At 73.1% G+C, this 16,253-nt stretch carries 14 protein-coding genes; 4 read left to right on the forward strand and 10 right to left on the reverse strand.

What is annotated here, in order from left to right:
• Window positions 1–14: 14 nt before the first annotated feature.
• The 8 genes from H505_RS0105515 to H505_RS0105550 form a co-directional block, all read right to left on the reverse strand.
• Window positions 15–1,079, reverse strand: a complete 1,065-nt coding sequence (locus H505_RS0105515; RefSeq protein WP_026401180.1) for an ABC transporter substrate-binding protein — start codon at window positions 1,077–1,079, stop codon at window positions 15–17.
• A 53-nt stretch (window positions 1,080–1,132) separates the two neighbouring features.
• Window positions 1,133–2,173, reverse strand: coding sequence for an ABC transporter permease (locus H505_RS39975; RefSeq protein WP_233618066.1), 1,041 nt, complete (start codon window positions 2,171–2,173; stop codon window positions 1,133–1,135).
• Window positions 2,170–3,678 (reverse strand): sugar ABC transporter ATP-binding protein, encoded by a 1,509-nt coding sequence (locus tag H505_RS0105525; protein ID WP_026401181.1) that lies wholly within the window; start codon window positions 3,676–3,678, stop codon window positions 2,170–2,172. Before H505_RS0105525 ends, H505_RS39975 begins: the two co-directional genes overlap by 4 nt.
• 8 nt (window positions 3,679–3,686) lie before the next feature.
• Window positions 3,687–4,871, reverse strand: a complete 1,185-nt coding sequence (locus H505_RS0105530) for an ROK family transcriptional regulator (RefSeq protein ID WP_026401182.1) — start codon at window positions 4,869–4,871, stop codon at window positions 3,687–3,689.
• A gap of 958 nt (window positions 4,872–5,829) precedes the next feature.
• A complete protein-coding gene (locus H505_RS0105535; protein ID WP_026401183.1) occupies window positions 5,830–6,435 on the reverse strand; it encodes a GTP-binding protein in 606 nt (201 codons plus the stop codon).
• On the reverse strand, window positions 6,416–6,820 hold the full coding sequence (locus tag H505_RS0105540) for a DUF742 domain-containing protein (RefSeq protein ID WP_026401184.1): 405 nt from the start codon (window positions 6,818–6,820) through the stop codon (window positions 6,416–6,418). The genes H505_RS0105535 and H505_RS0105540 overlap by 20 nt, the downstream gene beginning before the upstream one ends.
• Window position 6,821: 1 nt before the next feature.
• Window positions 6,822–7,259 carry a roadblock/LC7 domain-containing protein gene (locus tag H505_RS0105545; RefSeq protein WP_026401185.1) on the reverse strand — a complete coding sequence of 146 codons (438 nt, stop codon included), beginning with the start codon at window positions 7,257–7,259 and terminating at the stop codon, window positions 6,822–6,824.
• Complete coding sequence (locus tag H505_RS0105550; RefSeq protein WP_034516832.1) at window positions 7,256–9,781, reverse strand: nitrate- and nitrite sensing domain-containing protein; 2,526 nt, start codon at window positions 9,779–9,781, stop codon at window positions 7,256–7,258. Before H505_RS0105550 ends, H505_RS0105545 begins: the two co-directional genes overlap by 4 nt.
• A 319-nt stretch (window positions 9,782–10,100) precedes the next feature.
• Here H505_RS0105550 and H505_RS0105555 point away from each other — a divergent pair, with 319 nt between their 5' ends.
• Window positions 10,101–10,940 carry a sirohydrochlorin chelatase gene (locus H505_RS0105555; RefSeq protein WP_026401187.1) on the forward strand — a complete coding sequence of 280 codons (840 nt, stop codon included), beginning with the start codon at window positions 10,101–10,103 and terminating at the stop codon, window positions 10,938–10,940.
• Between the two features lie 114 nt (window positions 10,941–11,054).
• Here H505_RS0105555 and H505_RS0105560 read toward each other — a convergent pair whose 3' ends face one another.
• Both H505_RS0105560 and H505_RS0105565 read right to left on the reverse strand, forming a co-directional pair.
• Window positions 11,055–11,858, reverse strand: a complete 804-nt coding sequence (locus tag H505_RS0105560; protein WP_026401188.1) for an enoyl-CoA hydratase/isomerase family protein — start codon at window positions 11,856–11,858, stop codon at window positions 11,055–11,057.
• A 4-nt stretch (window positions 11,859–11,862) separates the two neighbouring features.
• Entirely contained in the window at window positions 11,863–12,765 is a 903-nt protein-coding gene (locus H505_RS0105565; protein ID WP_026401189.1) for an SDR family oxidoreductase, read from the reverse strand.
• A gap of 247 nt (window positions 12,766–13,012) precedes the next feature.
• Here H505_RS0105565 and H505_RS0105570 point away from each other — a divergent pair, with 247 nt between their 5' ends.
• The 3 genes from H505_RS0105570 (at window position 13,013) to H505_RS0105580 (ending at window position 15,736) form a co-directional block, all read left to right on the forward strand.
• Window positions 13,013–14,053, forward strand: coding sequence for an NAD(P)H-dependent amine dehydrogenase family protein (locus H505_RS0105570; RefSeq protein WP_026401190.1), 1,041 nt, complete (start codon window positions 13,013–13,015; stop codon window positions 14,051–14,053).
• 41 nt (window positions 14,054–14,094) lie between these two features.
• On the forward strand, window positions 14,095–14,985 hold the full coding sequence (locus tag H505_RS0105575) for a glutathione S-transferase family protein (RefSeq protein WP_026401191.1): 891 nt from the start codon (window positions 14,095–14,097) through the stop codon (window positions 14,983–14,985).
• A gap of 79 nt (window positions 14,986–15,064) precedes the next feature.
• Window positions 15,065–15,736: an AIM24 family protein gene (locus H505_RS0105580; RefSeq protein ID WP_026401192.1), complete on the forward strand. Its 672-nt coding sequence runs from the start codon at window positions 15,065–15,067 to the stop codon at window positions 15,734–15,736.
• Window positions 15,737–16,253: the final 517 nt, after the last annotated feature.

Raw genomic sequence — 16,253 nt, forward strand, 5'->3', positions numbered from 1 at the left:
CCTGCGGCTGCCGGCTACGACTCGAAGCCGAGCGGCATGTACGTGTCGACGTTCGCCTTGGTGATCGTCTCGGACGCCAGCGTGATCGACTGCGGGACCTGCAGCTCGACGAGGTCGGCCATGCCCTTGCCCTGCGCGATCAGCCGCGCCAGCTTGACCGCCGAACCCGCCATCGTCGGCGGGTAGGTGACGGTCGCCTCCAGCACCCCGCCCTTCTTGATCTCCCGCATGGCGTTGGCGGACCCGGCGCCGCCGACCATGAAGAACTCGTCGCGTCCGGACTGCGTGATCGCGGCGAGGACGCCGACGCCCTGGTCGTCGTCGTGGTTCCACAGCGCGTCGATCTTCTTGTGGGCCGACAGCAGGTTGCTGGTGACCTCGTTGCCGGACTCCACGGTGAACTCCGCGGCCTGGCTGTCGGTGACCGAGAACCCGTAGGTCTTCAGCGTGTCCGCGAAGCCCTTGCTGCGCTCCTGGGTGAGCGGCAGCGTCGCGATGCCCTGCACCTCGACGATCACCGGGTTCGAGACGCCGTCGTCCTTCAGCTTCTTGCCGATGTAGTGGCCCGCGGACACGCCCATGCCGTAGTTGTCGCCGCCGAGCCACGTCCGGTAGGACAGCTTGTCGGGGAAGACGCGGTCCAGGTTGATGACCGGGATACCGGCGTCCATCGCCTTGCGGGCGACCTGGTTCAGCTGCTCGCCGTCGTTCGGCAGGATCACCAGCGCGTTGACCTTCGCCTGGATCAGCGACTCGACCGCGGAGATCTGCTGGTTGATGTCGTTGGTCGGCTCGACCGGCTTCCACTCGACGTCGGTGTACTGCTTGGCCTGCGCCTCGGCGTCCTTGGCGATCGCCGCCATCCAGCCGTGGTCGGCGGCCGGGGCGGAGAACCCGATCGTGACCTTCTTGCCGGGCTTGTCGTTGTCGCCGGCCAGCGTGCCGCGGGCGGCGGTGCCGCCGTCGTCCGGCTCGGCGTTGCTCGTGCACGCCGCGGCGAGGGTGCCGGCGGCGACGACGGCGCCGCCGAACAGGACGCCTCTGCGGCTGGGACGGGACGGGCTGCTCTGATCGCGCATGTCGTGCTCCTGATCGGGGGGTGGGGGGTGACGCGGGATCGGGGCGGGGGACGTCAGGTGGGCGAGCGCAGCGCCCGGCGCTGCAGCAGCACGGCGACGACGATGATCGCGCCCTTCGCGATCAGCTGGTCGCTGGTCTGCAGGCCGTTGAGGATGAACAGGTTCGTGATGAGCGTGAACACCAGCACGCCGAGGATCGAGCCGATGACCGTGCCGCGGCCGCCGGTCAGCAGCGTCCCGCCGATGATCACGGCGGCGATGGCGTCCAGCTCGTACAGGTCGCCGTGCGTGCTGGACCCGGTCGTCGTCCGGGCCATGATGATGAGCGCCGCGACGCCGCAGCAGAACCCGGACAGCGCGTACAGCAGCACCGTGTGGCGGCGGACGTCGATGCCGGCGAGCCGCGCGGCCTCCGGGTTGCCGCCGACCGCGAACGTCCGGCGGCCGAACGTGGTGCGGTTCAGCAGCACCCAGCCGGCGGCGCCGACGGCCAGGAAGATGTAGACGACCAGCGGCAGCCCGAGCACCTTCGTCGTGGACAGCTCCACGATCGCGTTGTTCTCCTGCTGCACGAGCTGCGTCTTGCGGTCGGAGAGCCGCTGCGCCAGGCCGCGCGCCGCGACGAGCATCGCCAGCGTCGCGATGAACGGCACCAGCCGCCCGTAGGAGATCAGCAGGCCGCTGACGACGCCCGCGCCGGTCCCGACGAGGATCGCGCACATCGCCATGACCCACGGCCCGTACGACTGCGTCGCGACGGTCGTCGCCCACACCGACGCCAGCGCCATCACCGACCCGACCGACAGGTCGATGCCGCCGCCGATGATGACGAACGTCTGGCCGACCGTGATCACGCCGATGGTGGCGGCGAGCACCAGGATGCCGACCATGTTGCCGGTGGTGAGGAAGTTGTCCGGCTCGGTGATCGCCCCGACGGCGCACAGCAGCAGCAGCGCCAGGACGAGCCCGAGGTGCCGGGTGTCGTCCAGCGGCGGGCGCCGCCACCACGGCGCGTCCGCCGCCTTCGCGGCCGGTGCCTCCTTGCCCACCGAGACGCGCGCCTCGCCGCGCTCGTCCACGCCCGCGTCGCTCACAGCGCGCTCCCTTCCATGATCATGTTGAGTACGGCGGCCTCGTCGAGGTCGCGGGCGTCGCCGGTGTGCACGACCCGCCCCTCCCGGACGACCAGGACCCGGTCGGCCAGCCCGAGCACCTCGGGCACCTCGCTGGACACCAGCAGCACCGCGATGCCCCGCCCGGCCAGCTCCCGGATCACCGCGTACAGCTCCGCGCGCGCGCCGACGTCGACTCCCCGGGTGGGTTCGTCCAGGATCAGCAGCCGCAGGTCGTCGGAGCCCAGCAGCCAGCGGGCCAGCACGACCTTCTGCTGGTTGCCGCCCGAGAGCGTCACCACGGGACGCCGCGGGTCGGGCGGCCGGATGTCGAGCGACGCGATCTGCCGCCGCACGTCGTCCTGCTCCCGCCGCCGGTCGAACCAGCCGAGCCGCGAGTACCGGCCGAGCCCCGCCACGGTCACGTTCGCCGCGACCGTCTCGTTCGGCAGCAGCGCCTGGCTCTTGCGCTCCTCCGGCGCCATGCCCATGCCGCGCCGGACGGCCGCGCCCGTGTCGCCCGGCCGCACGCGGCGCCCGTCCACGAGCACCCGGCCCTTCGCGGGGCGCCGCATCCCGTAGACCGTCTCGAGGATCTCCGAGCGGCCCGACCCGACGAGCCCCGCGAGGCCCACGATCTCGCCGGCCCGCACCGTCAGCGACACGTCCGCGAAGGCGCCCGGCACCGTCAGGTCCTCGACCCGCAGCACCTCCGGGCCGTCGGGCGCCTCGCCCCGCTCGGGGAAGACGTACTCGACGTCCCGCCCGGTCATCAGCGACACGACCTTGTCGGTCGACGTCGTCTTCGCGGGGAGCCCGTTCGCGACCGACCGCCCGTCCTTCAGCACGGTCACCCGGTCGCCGATCTCGCGGATCTCCTCCAGCCGGTGCGAGATGTAGACGACCGCGACGCCCGCCGCCGTCAGCTCGCGGATGATCCGGAACAGGTTGCCGACCTCGTCGTGCGCGAGCGCCGCCGACGGCTCGTCCATCACGATCAGCTTCGCCTCGTGGGACAGCGCCCGCGCCATGCTGACGACCTGCTTGCCCGCCGCCGGGAGCCGCCCGGCCTCCCGGCGCGGCGGGATCTCCCCGTGCCCGAGCCGGCCGAGCAGCTCGCGCGCCGCCCGCTCGGCGTCGCCCCGCCGGGTGAACCCGAACGACGCCTTCTCGTGGCCGAGGAAGATGTTGTCCGCCACCGACAGGCCGTCCACCAGGTCGAGCTCCTGGTAGATGGTGGCGATTCCGGCGCGCATGGCCGCCGTGGGCCCGGCGAGCCGCACCGTCGCCCCGTCGAGGACGATCTCGCCCTCGTCCGGCTGGTGCGCGCCGGCGAGAACCTTGATCAACGTGGATTTGCCGGCGCCGTTCTGCCCGAGCAGGCAGTGCACCTCGCCCGGGAGGACGTCGAGGTCGACGCCGTCCAGGGCGCGGACGCCGGGGAACTGCTTGACGATGCCGCGCATCCGCAGCAGGGGTTCGCCCATCGGGACTCCTAGGCGGTGGAGAAGACGTGGTCGCTGATGAGCCGGGCGCCGCCGACCACGCCGGCGGCGCCGGCGAGCTCGGACAGCACGATGGGCAGGTTGCCGGTGGCGAGCGGCGCCGACCGGCGGTAGACGACGCTGCGGATCTCGGCCAGCAGCGTGTGGCCGAGCCCCGCGACACCGCCCGCGATGATCACGAGTCCGGGGTTGAAGAAGCTGACGAGCCCGGCGAGCACCTGGCCGACGTGGCGTCCGCCCTCGCGGATGATCCGCACCGACGCGGGGTCGCCCGCCGCCGCCGCGAGCGACACGTGCTCGCCCGTCAGCTCGCCGTGCGTCTCCAGCAGCGCCGCGAGGTGGGCGGACTCGCCCGACGCCGCGGCCGCAGTCGCGTCCCGCGCCAGCGCCGCGCCGCCGAAGTACGCCTCGAGGCAGCCCGCGTTGCCGCACGCGCACACCGGCCCGCCGTCGTCGACGCGGATGTGCCCGATGTCGCCGGCGCTGCCCGAGACGCCCCGGTAGATCGAGCCGTCCACCACGATGCCGCAGCCGATGCCCGTCCCGATCTTGACGAGCAGGAAGTCGTCCACCGACCGCGCCACCCCGGACGTCAGCTCGCCGAGCGCCATCAGGTTCACGTCGTTGTCGACGAGCACCGGGCAGCCGAGCTCCTGCCCGATCGCGTCCCGCACCGGGAACCGGTCCCAGCCGGGCATGATCGGCGGCACGACCGGCATGCCGTCGCGGAAGCTGACCGGCCCCGGGACGCCGATGCCCGTCCCGTGCACCTGCCCGTCGATCAGCCCCTGGTCGCGGAGCTTGCCGAGCAGGTCGAGCGCCCGGTCGAGGACGGCCGTCGCGCCCTGCCGCACGTCGCAGGGCTCGTTGACGTGCCCGAGCACCTCGAGCTCCCCGTCGGTGACCGCGACGTCGATCGACGTCGCGCCGATGTCGAACGCGACGAACCGCAGCCGCGGCGACAGCCGCACGATGCCCGACCTGCGCCCGCCCCGCGACGCCGCCAGGCCCGCCCCCTCGACGAGCCCGAGCTCCACGAGCCGGTCCAGCTCGACCGCGAGCTTGGACCGCGAGAGCCGGACGACATCGCCCAGCTCGGCCCGCGACCGCGGCCCCTCGTCGCGCAGCAGCCGCAGCAGGCGTGCCTGGTGCACGTTCTGCGGACGAGCCGTCATGCGCATCTCGCCGTCCCTCCGGGTCCACGCAGCACCGGCACCACGGACCCGGCCCCCGAACGGGCCGGCCGCGCCGGTCGTGCCGAGAACGTAACCGGCTTTCGCCGCGTTGAGAAGACCTTTTCGTGAGATCACCCGAACTTTTTCCACTCAGAAGACAAAGCCCCACACCGCCCCCCAGCACGGCAAGCACAAACGCTCTGAACGACGCACGCGCAGGAGCACGGGCAGCCGCACGGCAGGCCGGCGGCACGGTGGACGCGAGCGACGCGAGCGGTGGGCTTGTGGCGCGGGACGGCACCGGCGCGAGCGGCCGGGGCAGAAGCGCGGCGGATCCGGACGACACGCGCGCGGGCGGCCGCCCCGCCGCGGCCGGTGAGCTTGTGGCGCGGGGCAGGTGGCGTCAGGTTTCGGCGGCACGCGGCGGGTGCGTGCATCGTGGCGGCGGGCCCGGACGGCGCGCACGGCGAACGCGAGCGGGCGGAAGCGCGGGGGCCTGGACGGCGCGGACGGCGCACGCGGCGCGGGACGGGAACGGCGCGGTGGAGCGCCAGCGGGTGGAAGCGCGGGGGGCCTAGACGGGACGGACGGCGCACTCGGCGCGGGACGGGAACCGGCGCGGTGGAGGCGGGGTGGGTGGGTGGTTCGGTGGGCTTGGGCTTGGGCGGGCATGGGGGCGGTGGCCTTGGCGGGGCCGAGAGGGCCGCCGCCGAGGCCGCCGCCGGGTACCGGCGTGCGCGGGCCGCGAGGGGGCGCGCCGCTGCGTCAGTCGTCGCCCCGGCCCGAGGGGGCCGGGGCCACGGCTATCGCGACCGGAGGCAGGTTCGAGCTTGCGAGAACCTGATCGCGCGGCGAGCCCCCGGGCGAGTCGGAGCGATGCGGCGATCGCACCGCGGCACCCGTTGAGGGAAGGCCCCCTGGGGCCTGACGCCGAGGGCGACGCCGGTGAAACGTGACGCTAATGAGATGCGACGCGCTGGGTGCTCATGGTTCGCATGATGTGTTCGACCAGGGTGATGAGGACGCGCTTGGCGTCCTCCCGGTCCCGGACGTCGCAGGAGATCACCGGGACGTCCGGCGGCAGGTCCAGGGCGTCGCGGACCTGTTCGGGCGGGTGGTGGCCCGCGCCGTCGAAGCGGTTGACCCCGATGATGAAGGGGACGCCGCGCCGCTCGAAGTAGTCCACGGATGCGAAGCAGTCGGCGAGCCGGCGGGTGTCGACCAGCACGACCGCGCCGAGGGCGCCCTTGGCCAGTTCGTCCCACATGAACCAGAAACGGTCCTGGCCGGGGGTTCCGAACACGAAGAGCACCAGGCCGTTCGGCAGCGTGATGCGGCCGAAGTCCATCGCGACGGTCGTCGTCGTCTTCTGGGCGACGGCGCTGGTGTCGTCGATCCCGATGCTCTTCTCGGTCAGGGACTCCTCGGTGCGCAGCGGCCGGATCTCGCTGACGGCGCTCACCAGGGTGGTCTTGCCGACGCCGAAACCACCGGCGACCAGGATCTTGACGGTCAGCGCGGAATCGCCCGCCGAGGCGACCGCGTCAGAGCGCACGGATTCCATCGATCACTTCCTTGAGTACGCGCTCGCTGGGGAACTGCGCCACCGGCGCGGGGCGTCGAACCTCGATCAGCGAGTGGTCGAGCAGGTCGCCGAGAAGGACCCGGACGACTCCGAGGGGAAGTTCCAGATCCGACGCTATCTCGACAACCGACAACGGGGTGCGGCAAAGCTCCAAGATCATGTCATGTTCCGGCTCCGGGGCCCACCCGGACGCGGGGCCGCGGTCGTCCTCCCGGTCGCCCGGGCGCGGTGCGGCGACGATGAGGGCGACCATGTCGAACTGGTCGGCGTCGTCGTGGTGGGTCCGCCCGCCGGTGAGCGCGTACGGGCGGACGACGGGCCCGGCCGCGTCGTCGTACCAGCCCGCCCCCTCCGAGCGTTCCATGTCACCCGCCGCCCGGCTCGACCGCGGCGACGCGGGGGTCGGCCGACAGGTGCTGGCCGACGCGGGTGACGAGCATGGCCATCTCGTAGGCGATGATCCCGAGGTCGGCGTCGGCGTCGGCGAGCACGGCCAGGCACGCGCCGCGCCCGGCGGCGGTGACGAACAGGAACGACGACTCCATCTCCACGATGGTCTGCCGGACCGGGCCGCCGCCGAACGACTCGCCGGCGCCGCGGGCGAGGCTCTGGAAGCTCGCCGCGACGGCCGAGAGGTGGTCCGACTCGTCCTCGGCCAGTCCGCGGGACGCGGCCATGCGCAGCCCGTCGCTGGACAGCACCACCGCGTTCTGCACGGGCGCGACACGGTCGACGAGGCTGTCGAGCAGCCAGTTCAGGCCGCCGCCAGCGGGCTCCGCGCCGGAGTGCTGGGCATCTGTCATGGGGTGTCGTCCTCCTGGTCGCCTCGGTTCTGCGAAGTCTGTTCGTCCGCCGCCGACTCGTCCCGGCCGCGCTGCCAGCCCTGCTGCATGGCCGACATCATGGACCGCAGCGCCTCGGGCGAGCGCGCCCCGTCGGGCCCGTCGGCGGGGACGGGCGCGGACAGCGGCGCGTCCGGCGGCGGTGCGGCGTGCCGGCCGACGGACGGCGGCGCGGACCACCCGGGCGCCGGAGGCGGCGCCTCCGGCGGCGCGGCGGGTTCGGGGGGCGTGCGGCCCTGGGCGGCGAGGTGGGCGTCGACGCGCTCCTTGAGCTGCGGCGCGAGGTGCGTCTGCCGCCTGCGCTTGGGCAGTTCGCCGTCCTTCAGCGGCGGCTCCGGCTCGGGCGCCGGCTCCGGGACGGGCTCCGGCCGGACGGGCTCCGGCGCGGCCTCCTGCCGGACGGGCTCGGGTTCGGGCTCCGGCGCGGGCTGCGGCCGGACGGGCTCCGCCTCGGCGACGAGCCGGACGACGCCGCCCGTCTCCTCCGCCGGGCGGGCGCCGGCGGCCAGCGCCGCGGTCGGCTGCTGGATCGCGGGCATCGGCCCGCTGCTCCTGCGCTGGAGCCGCTCCTGCTCGGCGGGCTCCACCAGGAGGGAGGCGGGGATGAGCGCGATGGCGGTCGTGCCGCCGTACGGGGACGGCCGCAGCGTGACCTTGACGTCGTGCCGTGCGGCGAGCCGCGCGACGACGAACAGGCCGAGCTGGGCGCTGTCGGTGGGGTCGAACTCGGGCGGGTCGGCCAGCCGGGCGTTCGCGGCGCGGATGGCCTCCTCGGTCATGCCGAGCCCGCGGTCCTCGACCTCGATCGCGAACCCGTTGGCGACGGGGTGCCCGCTGACCCGCACCGGCGACTGCGGCGGCGAGAACGTGGTGGCGTTCTCCACGACCTCGGCCAGCAGGTGGACGACGTCCGCGACGGCCGAGCCGAGCAGCGAGACGCGCGGCAGCGGCTGCACCCGGACCCGCGGGTAGTCCTCGACCTCTGCGACCGCGCCGCGCACGACGTCCACGAGCGGGACGGGACGGCGCCAGCCGCGGCCCGCGGTCTTGCCCGCGAGGATCACCAGGCCCTCGGCGTGCCGGCGCATGCGGGTGGCGAGGTGGTCGAGGCGGAACAGGTCGGACAGCTCGGCCGGGTCCTCGGTGCGGCGCTCCATCGTGTCGAGGAGGCTGAGCTGCCGGTGCAGGAGGGCCTGGTTGCGGCGCGCGAGGTTCACGAAGACCTCGCTGATGCCGCGCCGCGCCGCGATCTCGCCCTCGGCGGCGACGATCACGGCTTCGTGGGCGCGGTCGAACGACTCGGCGATCTGCCGGACCTCGTTGATGTGGAAGTCCTCGTCGCGGAGGGTGCGGGCCTCGGCGGGGCGGCCGGCGCGGATCTGCTCGGCGAGCCGCGGCAGCCGCCGCTGGGTGAAGTCGACGACGGCGTCGGCGAGGGTGCGGCACTCGCGGACGAGCCGGCGGGAGACGCGGGCGGCGATGAACACCGACAGCGCGACCGCGAGCAGGCCGAGCCCGGCGGCGGCGCCGAGCCGGACGAACACGTCCGTCGCGATGCCGCGGGCCCGGGCGGTGAGGTCGTCCAGGACCCGGTTCTCCAGGCGGAACAGTCCCGCGTTGGCGGCGTCGGCGGCGGCCCGCCAGTCGGCGAGGGCGACGGGCGGCGCGGCCCGGTTCGCCGCCGCGTTGCCGGCCGCGGCGGTCGCGGGGGCGCCGCGGACGACGCGGTCCTCGAGCTGCCGGAAGCGGCGGAGCTCCTCGGACGCCGCGAACTGCTCGAACTGCTCGCGCCCGCCCTCGGGGAGGTTCTTGACGTTGTCCTCGTACAGGTACCGCTGCGCGCCGACGAGCTGCGCGAACTCGCCGCGCTCGGTGGCGGTGAGGCGCCCGTCGGCGAGGGCGGCGGTGAGCAGCGCGTCCTCGCGGGCGAGGAACTCGCGGGCGCGGCCCATCAGCACGAGCGTCTGCGCGTCGGCGGTGATCTCGCCGTTGCCGGGGGTCGTGGCGGTGTAGACGGCGAACCCGGCGTCGATGAGGGAGGTGTAGTCCCGCAGGACGGTCGCGCGGTCGTCGGTCGCCTGGTCGACGCCGGCGCGGACGGCGTCCAGGGACCGCAGTTCGCTCACGAGCGCGTCCCACCGGCCGACCACCTGCGGCAGGAGGTCCTCGCGCAGGCCCTCGTCGCGGGCGCCCGACGCCACGAACGCGGCGGCCCGGTCGGTGGCGAGCCGCTGGTCGCGCAGCTCCGGCCCGCCGTTGCCGATCGCGGTCATCGACAGGCGCCGCTCCTTCTGCAGCGCGTCGATGAGCCGCTGCGTGGGCTGCACCGCCTTCTCCTGGAACGCCCGCGCCTGCATGAGCTGGTTCGCGTCGCCGTAGGTGACGGCGGTCAGGAACGCCCACAGCGACGCGACGGCCAGCAGCGGCGCGAGGACCAGCAGCGTGATCCGCGACCGGATGGAGGAGAAACGCGAGGTCGTCACGGTCGACAGCCCCTGCTCACGGGTTCGGGTCTCGGCACTCGGGGGTGGAACATGCGGGGGGAAACCTCCCGATGCGTCGTGTACGGGGGTCTGCGGAGCCTACTACGTCACGGGTTCGGGGTGATCGGCGACCGAGCGTCATCAGACCGGTGTCAGCATCCCGTTACGGAGGGTTCCCGCGATGATAAAGGGACCGGTCAATTCCCCCGCAACCCGGTACTACGCATCTGTCTCCCCTCCCTCACGACAGGGTCACAGATACCGGCTTCATCAGGCCGGGACGCCGACAGGTGCGGCGCGGGACGTTACGATGCCCGCCGTGAGTCCCGAAAGCCAGGCATCCGAGGCACTTCCGTCGCGACGCCGCCGCACCCCCCGCGGCGGCCGCCACCGCGGCGACGAGTCCTTCCTGCTGCCCCCCGGATCCCCCGCGCTGGTCCTGGCCGTTCCCGGCGCCCGGCGCCCCGGTACGGAGATCGCGGACGAGCTCGCCCGGCTCGTCGAGATCGAGCACACCGGCCAGCGCGCCCACGTCGGGCACCTGGAGGGGGGCGAGGCGTCCCTGCACGGGGTCCTCGCCGGGCTGCCGCGGCAGGAGGGGGAGCTCGCGGCGGTGGTGGTCCCGCTGTCCACCGGTCCCGATCCGGCGCTGGACGACGCCGTCCGCGCGGCCGTCGCGAACGCGCCGGTGCCGGCCGTCGCCGCCGAGCCGCTGGGCCCGCACCCGCTGATCGCCGAGGCGCTGCACGACCGGCTCGCGGACGCCGGCCTGGCGCGCGCCGACCGGATCCGGATGATGACGATGGTGACGGCCGCGTCCGGGTTCGTCGTCGCCACGCCGGGCGGCCCCGACGCGGTGCGGCAGGCCGAGGTGACCGGCGTGTTGCTGGCGTCCCGGCTGGCGGCCCCGGTGTTCACGGCGTCGCTCGCGGAGGAGGCAGCGGTGAAGTCCGTCGCGGACCAGCTCCGCGCGACCGGCGCCGCGTCGGTGGCGATCGCGCCGCACCTGATCGGCATCGAGCCGGAGACGGCGTACGTCGCGGCGGCCGCCGAGGCCATCGGGGCCGGGTACGCGGCGCCGCTGGGCCCGCACCCGGCGCTGGCCCGCCTCGCCGCGCTCCGCTACGTCGAGGCGCTCGCCACGGCTCTCGCCGACTGAGCGGCCCGCGGGACGCCGCGGGGCCTCCGGGCCCCACGCGGCCGCAGGGGGCCGGTGCACGCGCGACGCGAGGGCCGCGGCGGGACGACGTCCCGCCGCGGCCCTCGCGGTCTGTCAGCGGTTCTTGAACTCGGGGCGGCGCTTCTGGAGCGTCGCGGCCATGCCTTCGGCGAGGTCCTCGCTGAAGAACGCGAGGGTCTGCACGCCCGTCTCCGCCGCGAGCTGGCGCCGCAGGCCGGGGGCGTCCAGCGCCATGTTGAGCAGTTCCTTCGTGCGCCGCAGCCCGTACGGCGACTTGGTGAGCAGTTCGTCGGCGAGCGCGTGCGCGCCCGCGAGGTCCCCGCCCTCGTCGACGATCTCGGTGAGCAGCCCGAGGTCGAGAGCGCGCGCCGCGTCCAGCCGCTGCGCCCGGTAGGAGATCTCGGCGGCCTTCGCGGGGCCGACGAGCCGGGGCAGCAGCCAGGACAGCCCGCAGTCCCCGGCCGACAGGCCGAGGTCGGTGAACGGGACGACGAACCGGGTGGTCGGGTCGGCGACGCGCAGGTCGCAGGCCAGCGCCCACGACACGCCCATCCCGGCGACCGGCCCGTGCAGCGCCGCGATCACCGGCTGCGGGATCTCCCGGAGCCGCGCGGTGACCTCGCCGCCGTTCGCGATGCCCCGGTAGAGCCGCTGGACGCGTCCCTCCGCGGCCTCCGCGCCGTCGTCCGCGCCGCCGCCCTGGATGTCCATCCCGGAGCAGAACCCGCGGCCCTCGCCGGTGAGCACGACGACCCGGGTCGCGGGGTCGCGCATCAGGCCGTTGAGGACGTCGAGCATCTCCTCGGTCAGCGCGCCGTCGACGGCGTTGAGGCGTTCCGGGCGGGCCAGGGTGATCGTGAGGACCCCGTCCCGGCGGTCGAGCTTCAGCCCGCTCAACGGCTCAGGAGGTGAGCTGCTTGATGAGCGGCCCCATCTGCTCGCCCACGTTCTTGAAGACCGTGAGCGGGTCGCCGGAGTTGATGGCCGTCCAGTTGTCCCGGACGTCCTCCACCGACAGCGTCGACTTCTGCCCGTAGCCGGGGCCCTCCGCCACGAAGATCTTGGCGATGCGGCCGCCGCCGACCGTGTAGACCTCGCCGGAGTCCTCGACGCTGTCGTGCACGAGGAAGGCGACCAGCGGGGTGACCTGGTCGACGCCGAGCTTGTCGGCGAAGTCGGCGGGGAGGAGGTCCTCGGTCATCCGGGTCCAGGCGACCGGGGCGATCGCGTTGGCCTTGATGCCGTACTTGGCGCCCTCCTGCGCGAGGGTCTTGGTGAAGCCGACGAGGCCCATCTTGGCCGTCGAGTAGTTGGCCTGGCCAAAGTTGCCGAAGAGGCCCGCGGGGGACGAGGTGTTGACGATCCGCCCGTAGCCCTGCTCGCGCAGGTGCGGCCAGGCGGCGCTGGAGACCAGGAACGAGCCGCGCAGGTGGACGGCGATGACCGCGTCGAACTCCTCCGGGGTCATGTTCTTGAACGACTTGTCGCGCAGGATGCCCGCGTTGTTGATGACGATGTCGACCTTGCCGAACGTGTCCAGCGCGGTCTGGACGATCGCCTGCGCGCCCTCGGGGGTGGCGACGTTGTCGGGGTTGGCGACGGCCTCGCCGCCGTTCTTCTTGATCTCGTCGACGACCTGCTGCGCCGGGCCGGCGTCGGCGCCGACGCCCGAGCGGTCGCCGCCGAGGTCGTTCACGACGACCTTCGCGCCGCGGGAGGCCAGCTCCAGCGCGTGCTGCCGGCCGAGCCCGTGCCCCGCACCGGTCACGACCGCGACCCGGCCGTCGTAGCGCAGTTCCGCCATCTGTGTCTCCTCACATCGAGCACCGACTACGCCCCCCAGGTAATCACCCGGGGGTTACCCAGTGGTACCACCTAACCGAATCCCGCTCGGGAGCGGCCCCCGTGATTCTTTCCCACCGGGGTGGGACCTCAGTCCCGCGTACATTGGGACAAGAGGGAAAGTTGCGTCAATTGCCGCAATTCGCCGGAGCCTCGGCGTAGTCTCCTGCCCCATCGGCTCGCCCGTACGACGCCGCGAGGAGCAGCCCATGACCTCTTCCGACCGCCCGTTCCGCGTCGTCCAGTGGGCCACCGGCGCACTCGGCCGCAGCGTCATCCGCGGCGTCCTCGACCGCCCCGACATGGAACTGGCCGGCGTGTGGGTGCACACCCTCGCCAAGGAGGGCTCCGACGCGGGCACGCTCGCCGGGCGCCCGCCGACCGGCGTCCTCGCGACCCGCGAACTCGACGACGTCCTCGCCCTGGACGCCGACTGCGTCGTCTACGCGCCCGGACGGCCCCCGCTCGACGACATCGACACCGTCTGCGCCCTCCTCGCCTCGGGCAAGAACGTCATCTGCACCAACGGGCTCGTCTACCCCGCGGCCCACGGCCCCCACCTCGTCGCCGAACTCGAGCGGGCGTGCAAGCAGGGCGGCGCGTCCGTCCACGGCACCGGGTTCAACAGCGGCTTCATGGCCGACGTCCTCCCCCTCCTCCTCGCCCGGCTGGTCCGCCGCATCACGCACGTGTACTCCCGCGAGTGCTCCGACCTGTCCCGGCACCCGTCCTGGGGGATGGTCCACCACATGCTCGGGATCGGCCGGGACGAGGACGCGTTCCTGCGCTCCCTCCGCCCGGCCCGCACCGCCATGCGCGCCCTCTACTCCGAATGCCTCCACCTCGTCGCCGCCGGCCTCGGCGCCGACCTCGACGAGATCGACGTGGACGTCGACCACCGGCTCGCCGGAACCGACCTGGACATCGCCGCCGGCCGCATCCCGCGCGGCACCGTCGCGGCGGCCCGCTGGACGTTCAGCGGCCTCATCGGCGCCCGTCCCGCGATCACCGCCGAGGTGATCTACAAGGCCGACGCCGCGCGCGTCCCCGACTGGGGCGAACCGGGGCACTCCGTCCGCGTCGACGGCCGCCCGGCCCTCGCCCTCACCACCGACGACGCCTGGGTGTCCGACGACGTCTCGGCCGCCGCCGCGCACGCGCTGAACTCGATCCCCGCCGTGTGCCGCGCCGCCCCCGGTATCCGTACTCATCTGGACCTTCCGGTCTTCTCCGGACGCATGCAGATCTGACTATCGTGGCGAGCAGAACCTTCTCCGAAGGAGGAATCGGCATGTCCGTGCAGGAGGTCGAGGGCGGCCGGTTCGTCCGGCAGCCGAACCGCTTCACCGACCGCATCACCGCCGACGGCTCGTCCGGCTACCCGGCCGAAACCGGCCGCTACCGGCTGCTCGTGTCCTACGCGTGCCCGTGGGCCCACCGCACACTGATCGTCCGCCGCCTCCTCGGGCTGGAGGACGCCGTCGGCGTCGGCGTCGTCGACCCGATCAGGGACGAGCGCGGCTGGCGGTTCCCCGAGCGCGACCCGGTCACGAACGCCGAGTTCCTCTCCGAGCTCTACCTGGCGCGCGACCCGTCCTTCGAGGGCCGCTACACCGTGCCCTGCATCTGGGACGCCCGCACCGAACGCCTCGTCACGAACGACTTCCCGAACATCACGACGATGTTCGAGACGGAGTTCACCGCGTTCCACCGCCCCGGCGCGCCCGACCTCTACCCAGAAGCCCTCCGGCCCGAGATCGACGAACTGAACGACCTCGTCTACCGGACCGTCAACAACGGCGTCTACAAGGCCGGCTTCGCCACCTCCCAGGACGCGTACGAGGACGCCTTCGACGCCCTCTTCGCCACCCTGGACACCCTGGAGGAGCGCCTGGCCGACCGCCGGTTCCTCTTCGGCGACGACATCACCGAGGCGGACGTCCGGCTCTACCCCACCCTCGCGCGCTTCGACGCCGTCTACTACTCGCACTTCAAGTGCAACCTGCGGCGCCTCACCGACTACCCGAACCTCTGGGCCTACGCACGCGCCCTGTACGCGATCCCCGCGTTCGGCGAGACGACGGACTTCGACCACATCAAGCGGCACTACTACGTGACGCAGCGCAACATCAACCCGTCCGGCGTCGTCCCCAAGGGGCCCGCGATCGCCTGGGACGAATGATCACGGCCTGGTCACCACTGTCCCGACCCATCGTTATGCTGCGGAACCGGCAGATAACCCGCACCGAGAGGCCCCGACCATGCGCAGCCAGTTCTTCGGGAACATGGACCAGGGACAGCAGCTCCCCGGCCACTTCGCCCTCCAGAACTCCAAGATGCTCCGGATCCACCTCAACGGCGACGTCCTGGCCCGGCAGGGCTCGATGGTCGCCTTCCAGGGGCAGATGGACTTCGACTACGAGGGCTCCGGAGGCATGGGCAAGTTCCTCAAGAAGGCCCTCACCGGCGAGGGCGTGCCCCTGATGCGCGTCCGCGGCCAGGGCCTGCTGTTCGTCGCCAACGACGCCGACGACATCCACCTCTTCTACCTGGAGAACGAGGGCCTCACCGTCAACGGCTCCAACATCCTCGCCTACGACTCCCACCTCCAGTCCGACATCCAGCGCGTCCAGGGCGCGGGCATCGCCGCGGGCGGCCTGTTCAACACGACCCTCCAGGGCACCGGCTGGGTCGCCCTCACCACCCACGGCACCCCCGTCATGCTCGACTGCGGCCGCGCCCCCACCTTCGCCGACGGCCAGTCCGCCGTCGCATGGAGCACCACGCTCCAGGTCGGAGTCAACAAGACCTTCAAGGCCGGCGCCCTCATCGGCCGCGGCAGCGGCGAAGCCATGCAGCTCGCCTACCAGGGCCAGGGCTTCGTCCTCGTCCAGGCCAGCGAAGGCCCCACCGTCGCGCCGCACACTCACTGAGCGGCGCCTCGGCGTCGGGCCCTGGGGTCCTCCTTCACCGGCGCCACTGGCGATTGCCGCATCGCTCCGACTCGCCTGGCGGCTCACGTGCTTATTGCAAGACCCTCGGCGTCAGGCCCCCAGGGGGCCTTCCTTCAACGGGCCTTGCTGCGATTGCCGCATCGCTCCGACTCGCCTGGCGGCTCACTGCGCGATCAAGTTCTCGCAAGCTCGAACTTGGCTTCGCTCGCAATCGCGGTGGCGCCGGTCGCCTCGGGCTGAGGGAGCGGTGGGCGGGGACGTAGCCCTCACGCCGACGCCGAGGGTTCTGGGGTCGGGCTGATGTGGCTGCTATTGCGACGTTTCAAACCGTGACCTTCGTCACTTTTTTCGGGGGGCGTTCTCGGGTGAAGGCGAGTGCCGGGGTTTTCCGGGGAGGCGTGGGTGCGCTCCCGGCCGACACCTCGCCCACCCGGATGGCCGGGCCGCCGCGATCGCGGGCGACGCCAGGGGCGGGCGGAGTGAGCGCCCGATCGCG

The sequence above is a fragment of the Actinomadura rifamycini DSM 43936 genome (genome assembly GCF_000425065.1).
In the GTDB taxonomy this organism is placed as follows: Bacteria; Actinomycetota; Actinomycetes; order Streptosporangiales; family Streptosporangiaceae; genus Spirillospora; species Spirillospora rifamycini.

Bases quoted from the DNA above. Each gene is read 5' to 3' on its own strand.
- H505_RS0105515 (WP_026401180.1), bottom strand. From the start codon at position 1,079: ATGCGCGATCAGAGCAGCCCGTCCCGTCCCAGCCGCAGAGGCGTCCTG.
- H505_RS0105525 (WP_026401181.1), bottom strand. From the start codon at position 3,678: ATGGGCGAACCCCTGCTGCGGATGCGCGGCATCGTCAAGCAGTTCCCC.
- H505_RS0105530 (WP_026401182.1), bottom strand. From the start codon at position 4,871: ATGACGGCTCGTCCGCAGAACGTGCACCAGGCACGCCTGCTGCGGCTG.
- H505_RS0105535 (WP_026401183.1), bottom strand. From the start codon at position 6,435: ATGGAATCCGTGCGCTCTGACGCGGTCGCCTCGGCGGGCGATTCCGCG.
- H505_RS0105540 (WP_026401184.1), bottom strand. From the start codon at position 6,820: ATGGAACGCTCGGAGGGGGCGGGCTGGTACGACGACGCGGCCGGGCCC.
- H505_RS0105545 (WP_026401185.1), bottom strand. From the start codon at position 7,259: ATGACAGATGCCCAGCACTCCGGCGCGGAGCCCGCTGGCGGCGGCCTG.
- H505_RS0105565 (WP_026401189.1), bottom strand. From the start codon at position 12,765: ATGGCGGAACTGCGCTACGACGGCCGGGTCGCGGTCGTGACCGGTGCG.
- H505_RS0105570 (WP_026401190.1), top strand. From the start codon at position 13,013: ATGACCTCTTCCGACCGCCCGTTCCGCGTCGTCCAGTGGGCCACCGGC.
- H505_RS0105575 (WP_026401191.1), top strand. From the start codon at position 14,095: ATGTCCGTGCAGGAGGTCGAGGGCGGCCGGTTCGTCCGGCAGCCGAAC.
- H505_RS0105580 (WP_026401192.1), top strand. From the start codon at position 15,065: ATGCGCAGCCAGTTCTTCGGGAACATGGACCAGGGACAGCAGCTCCCC.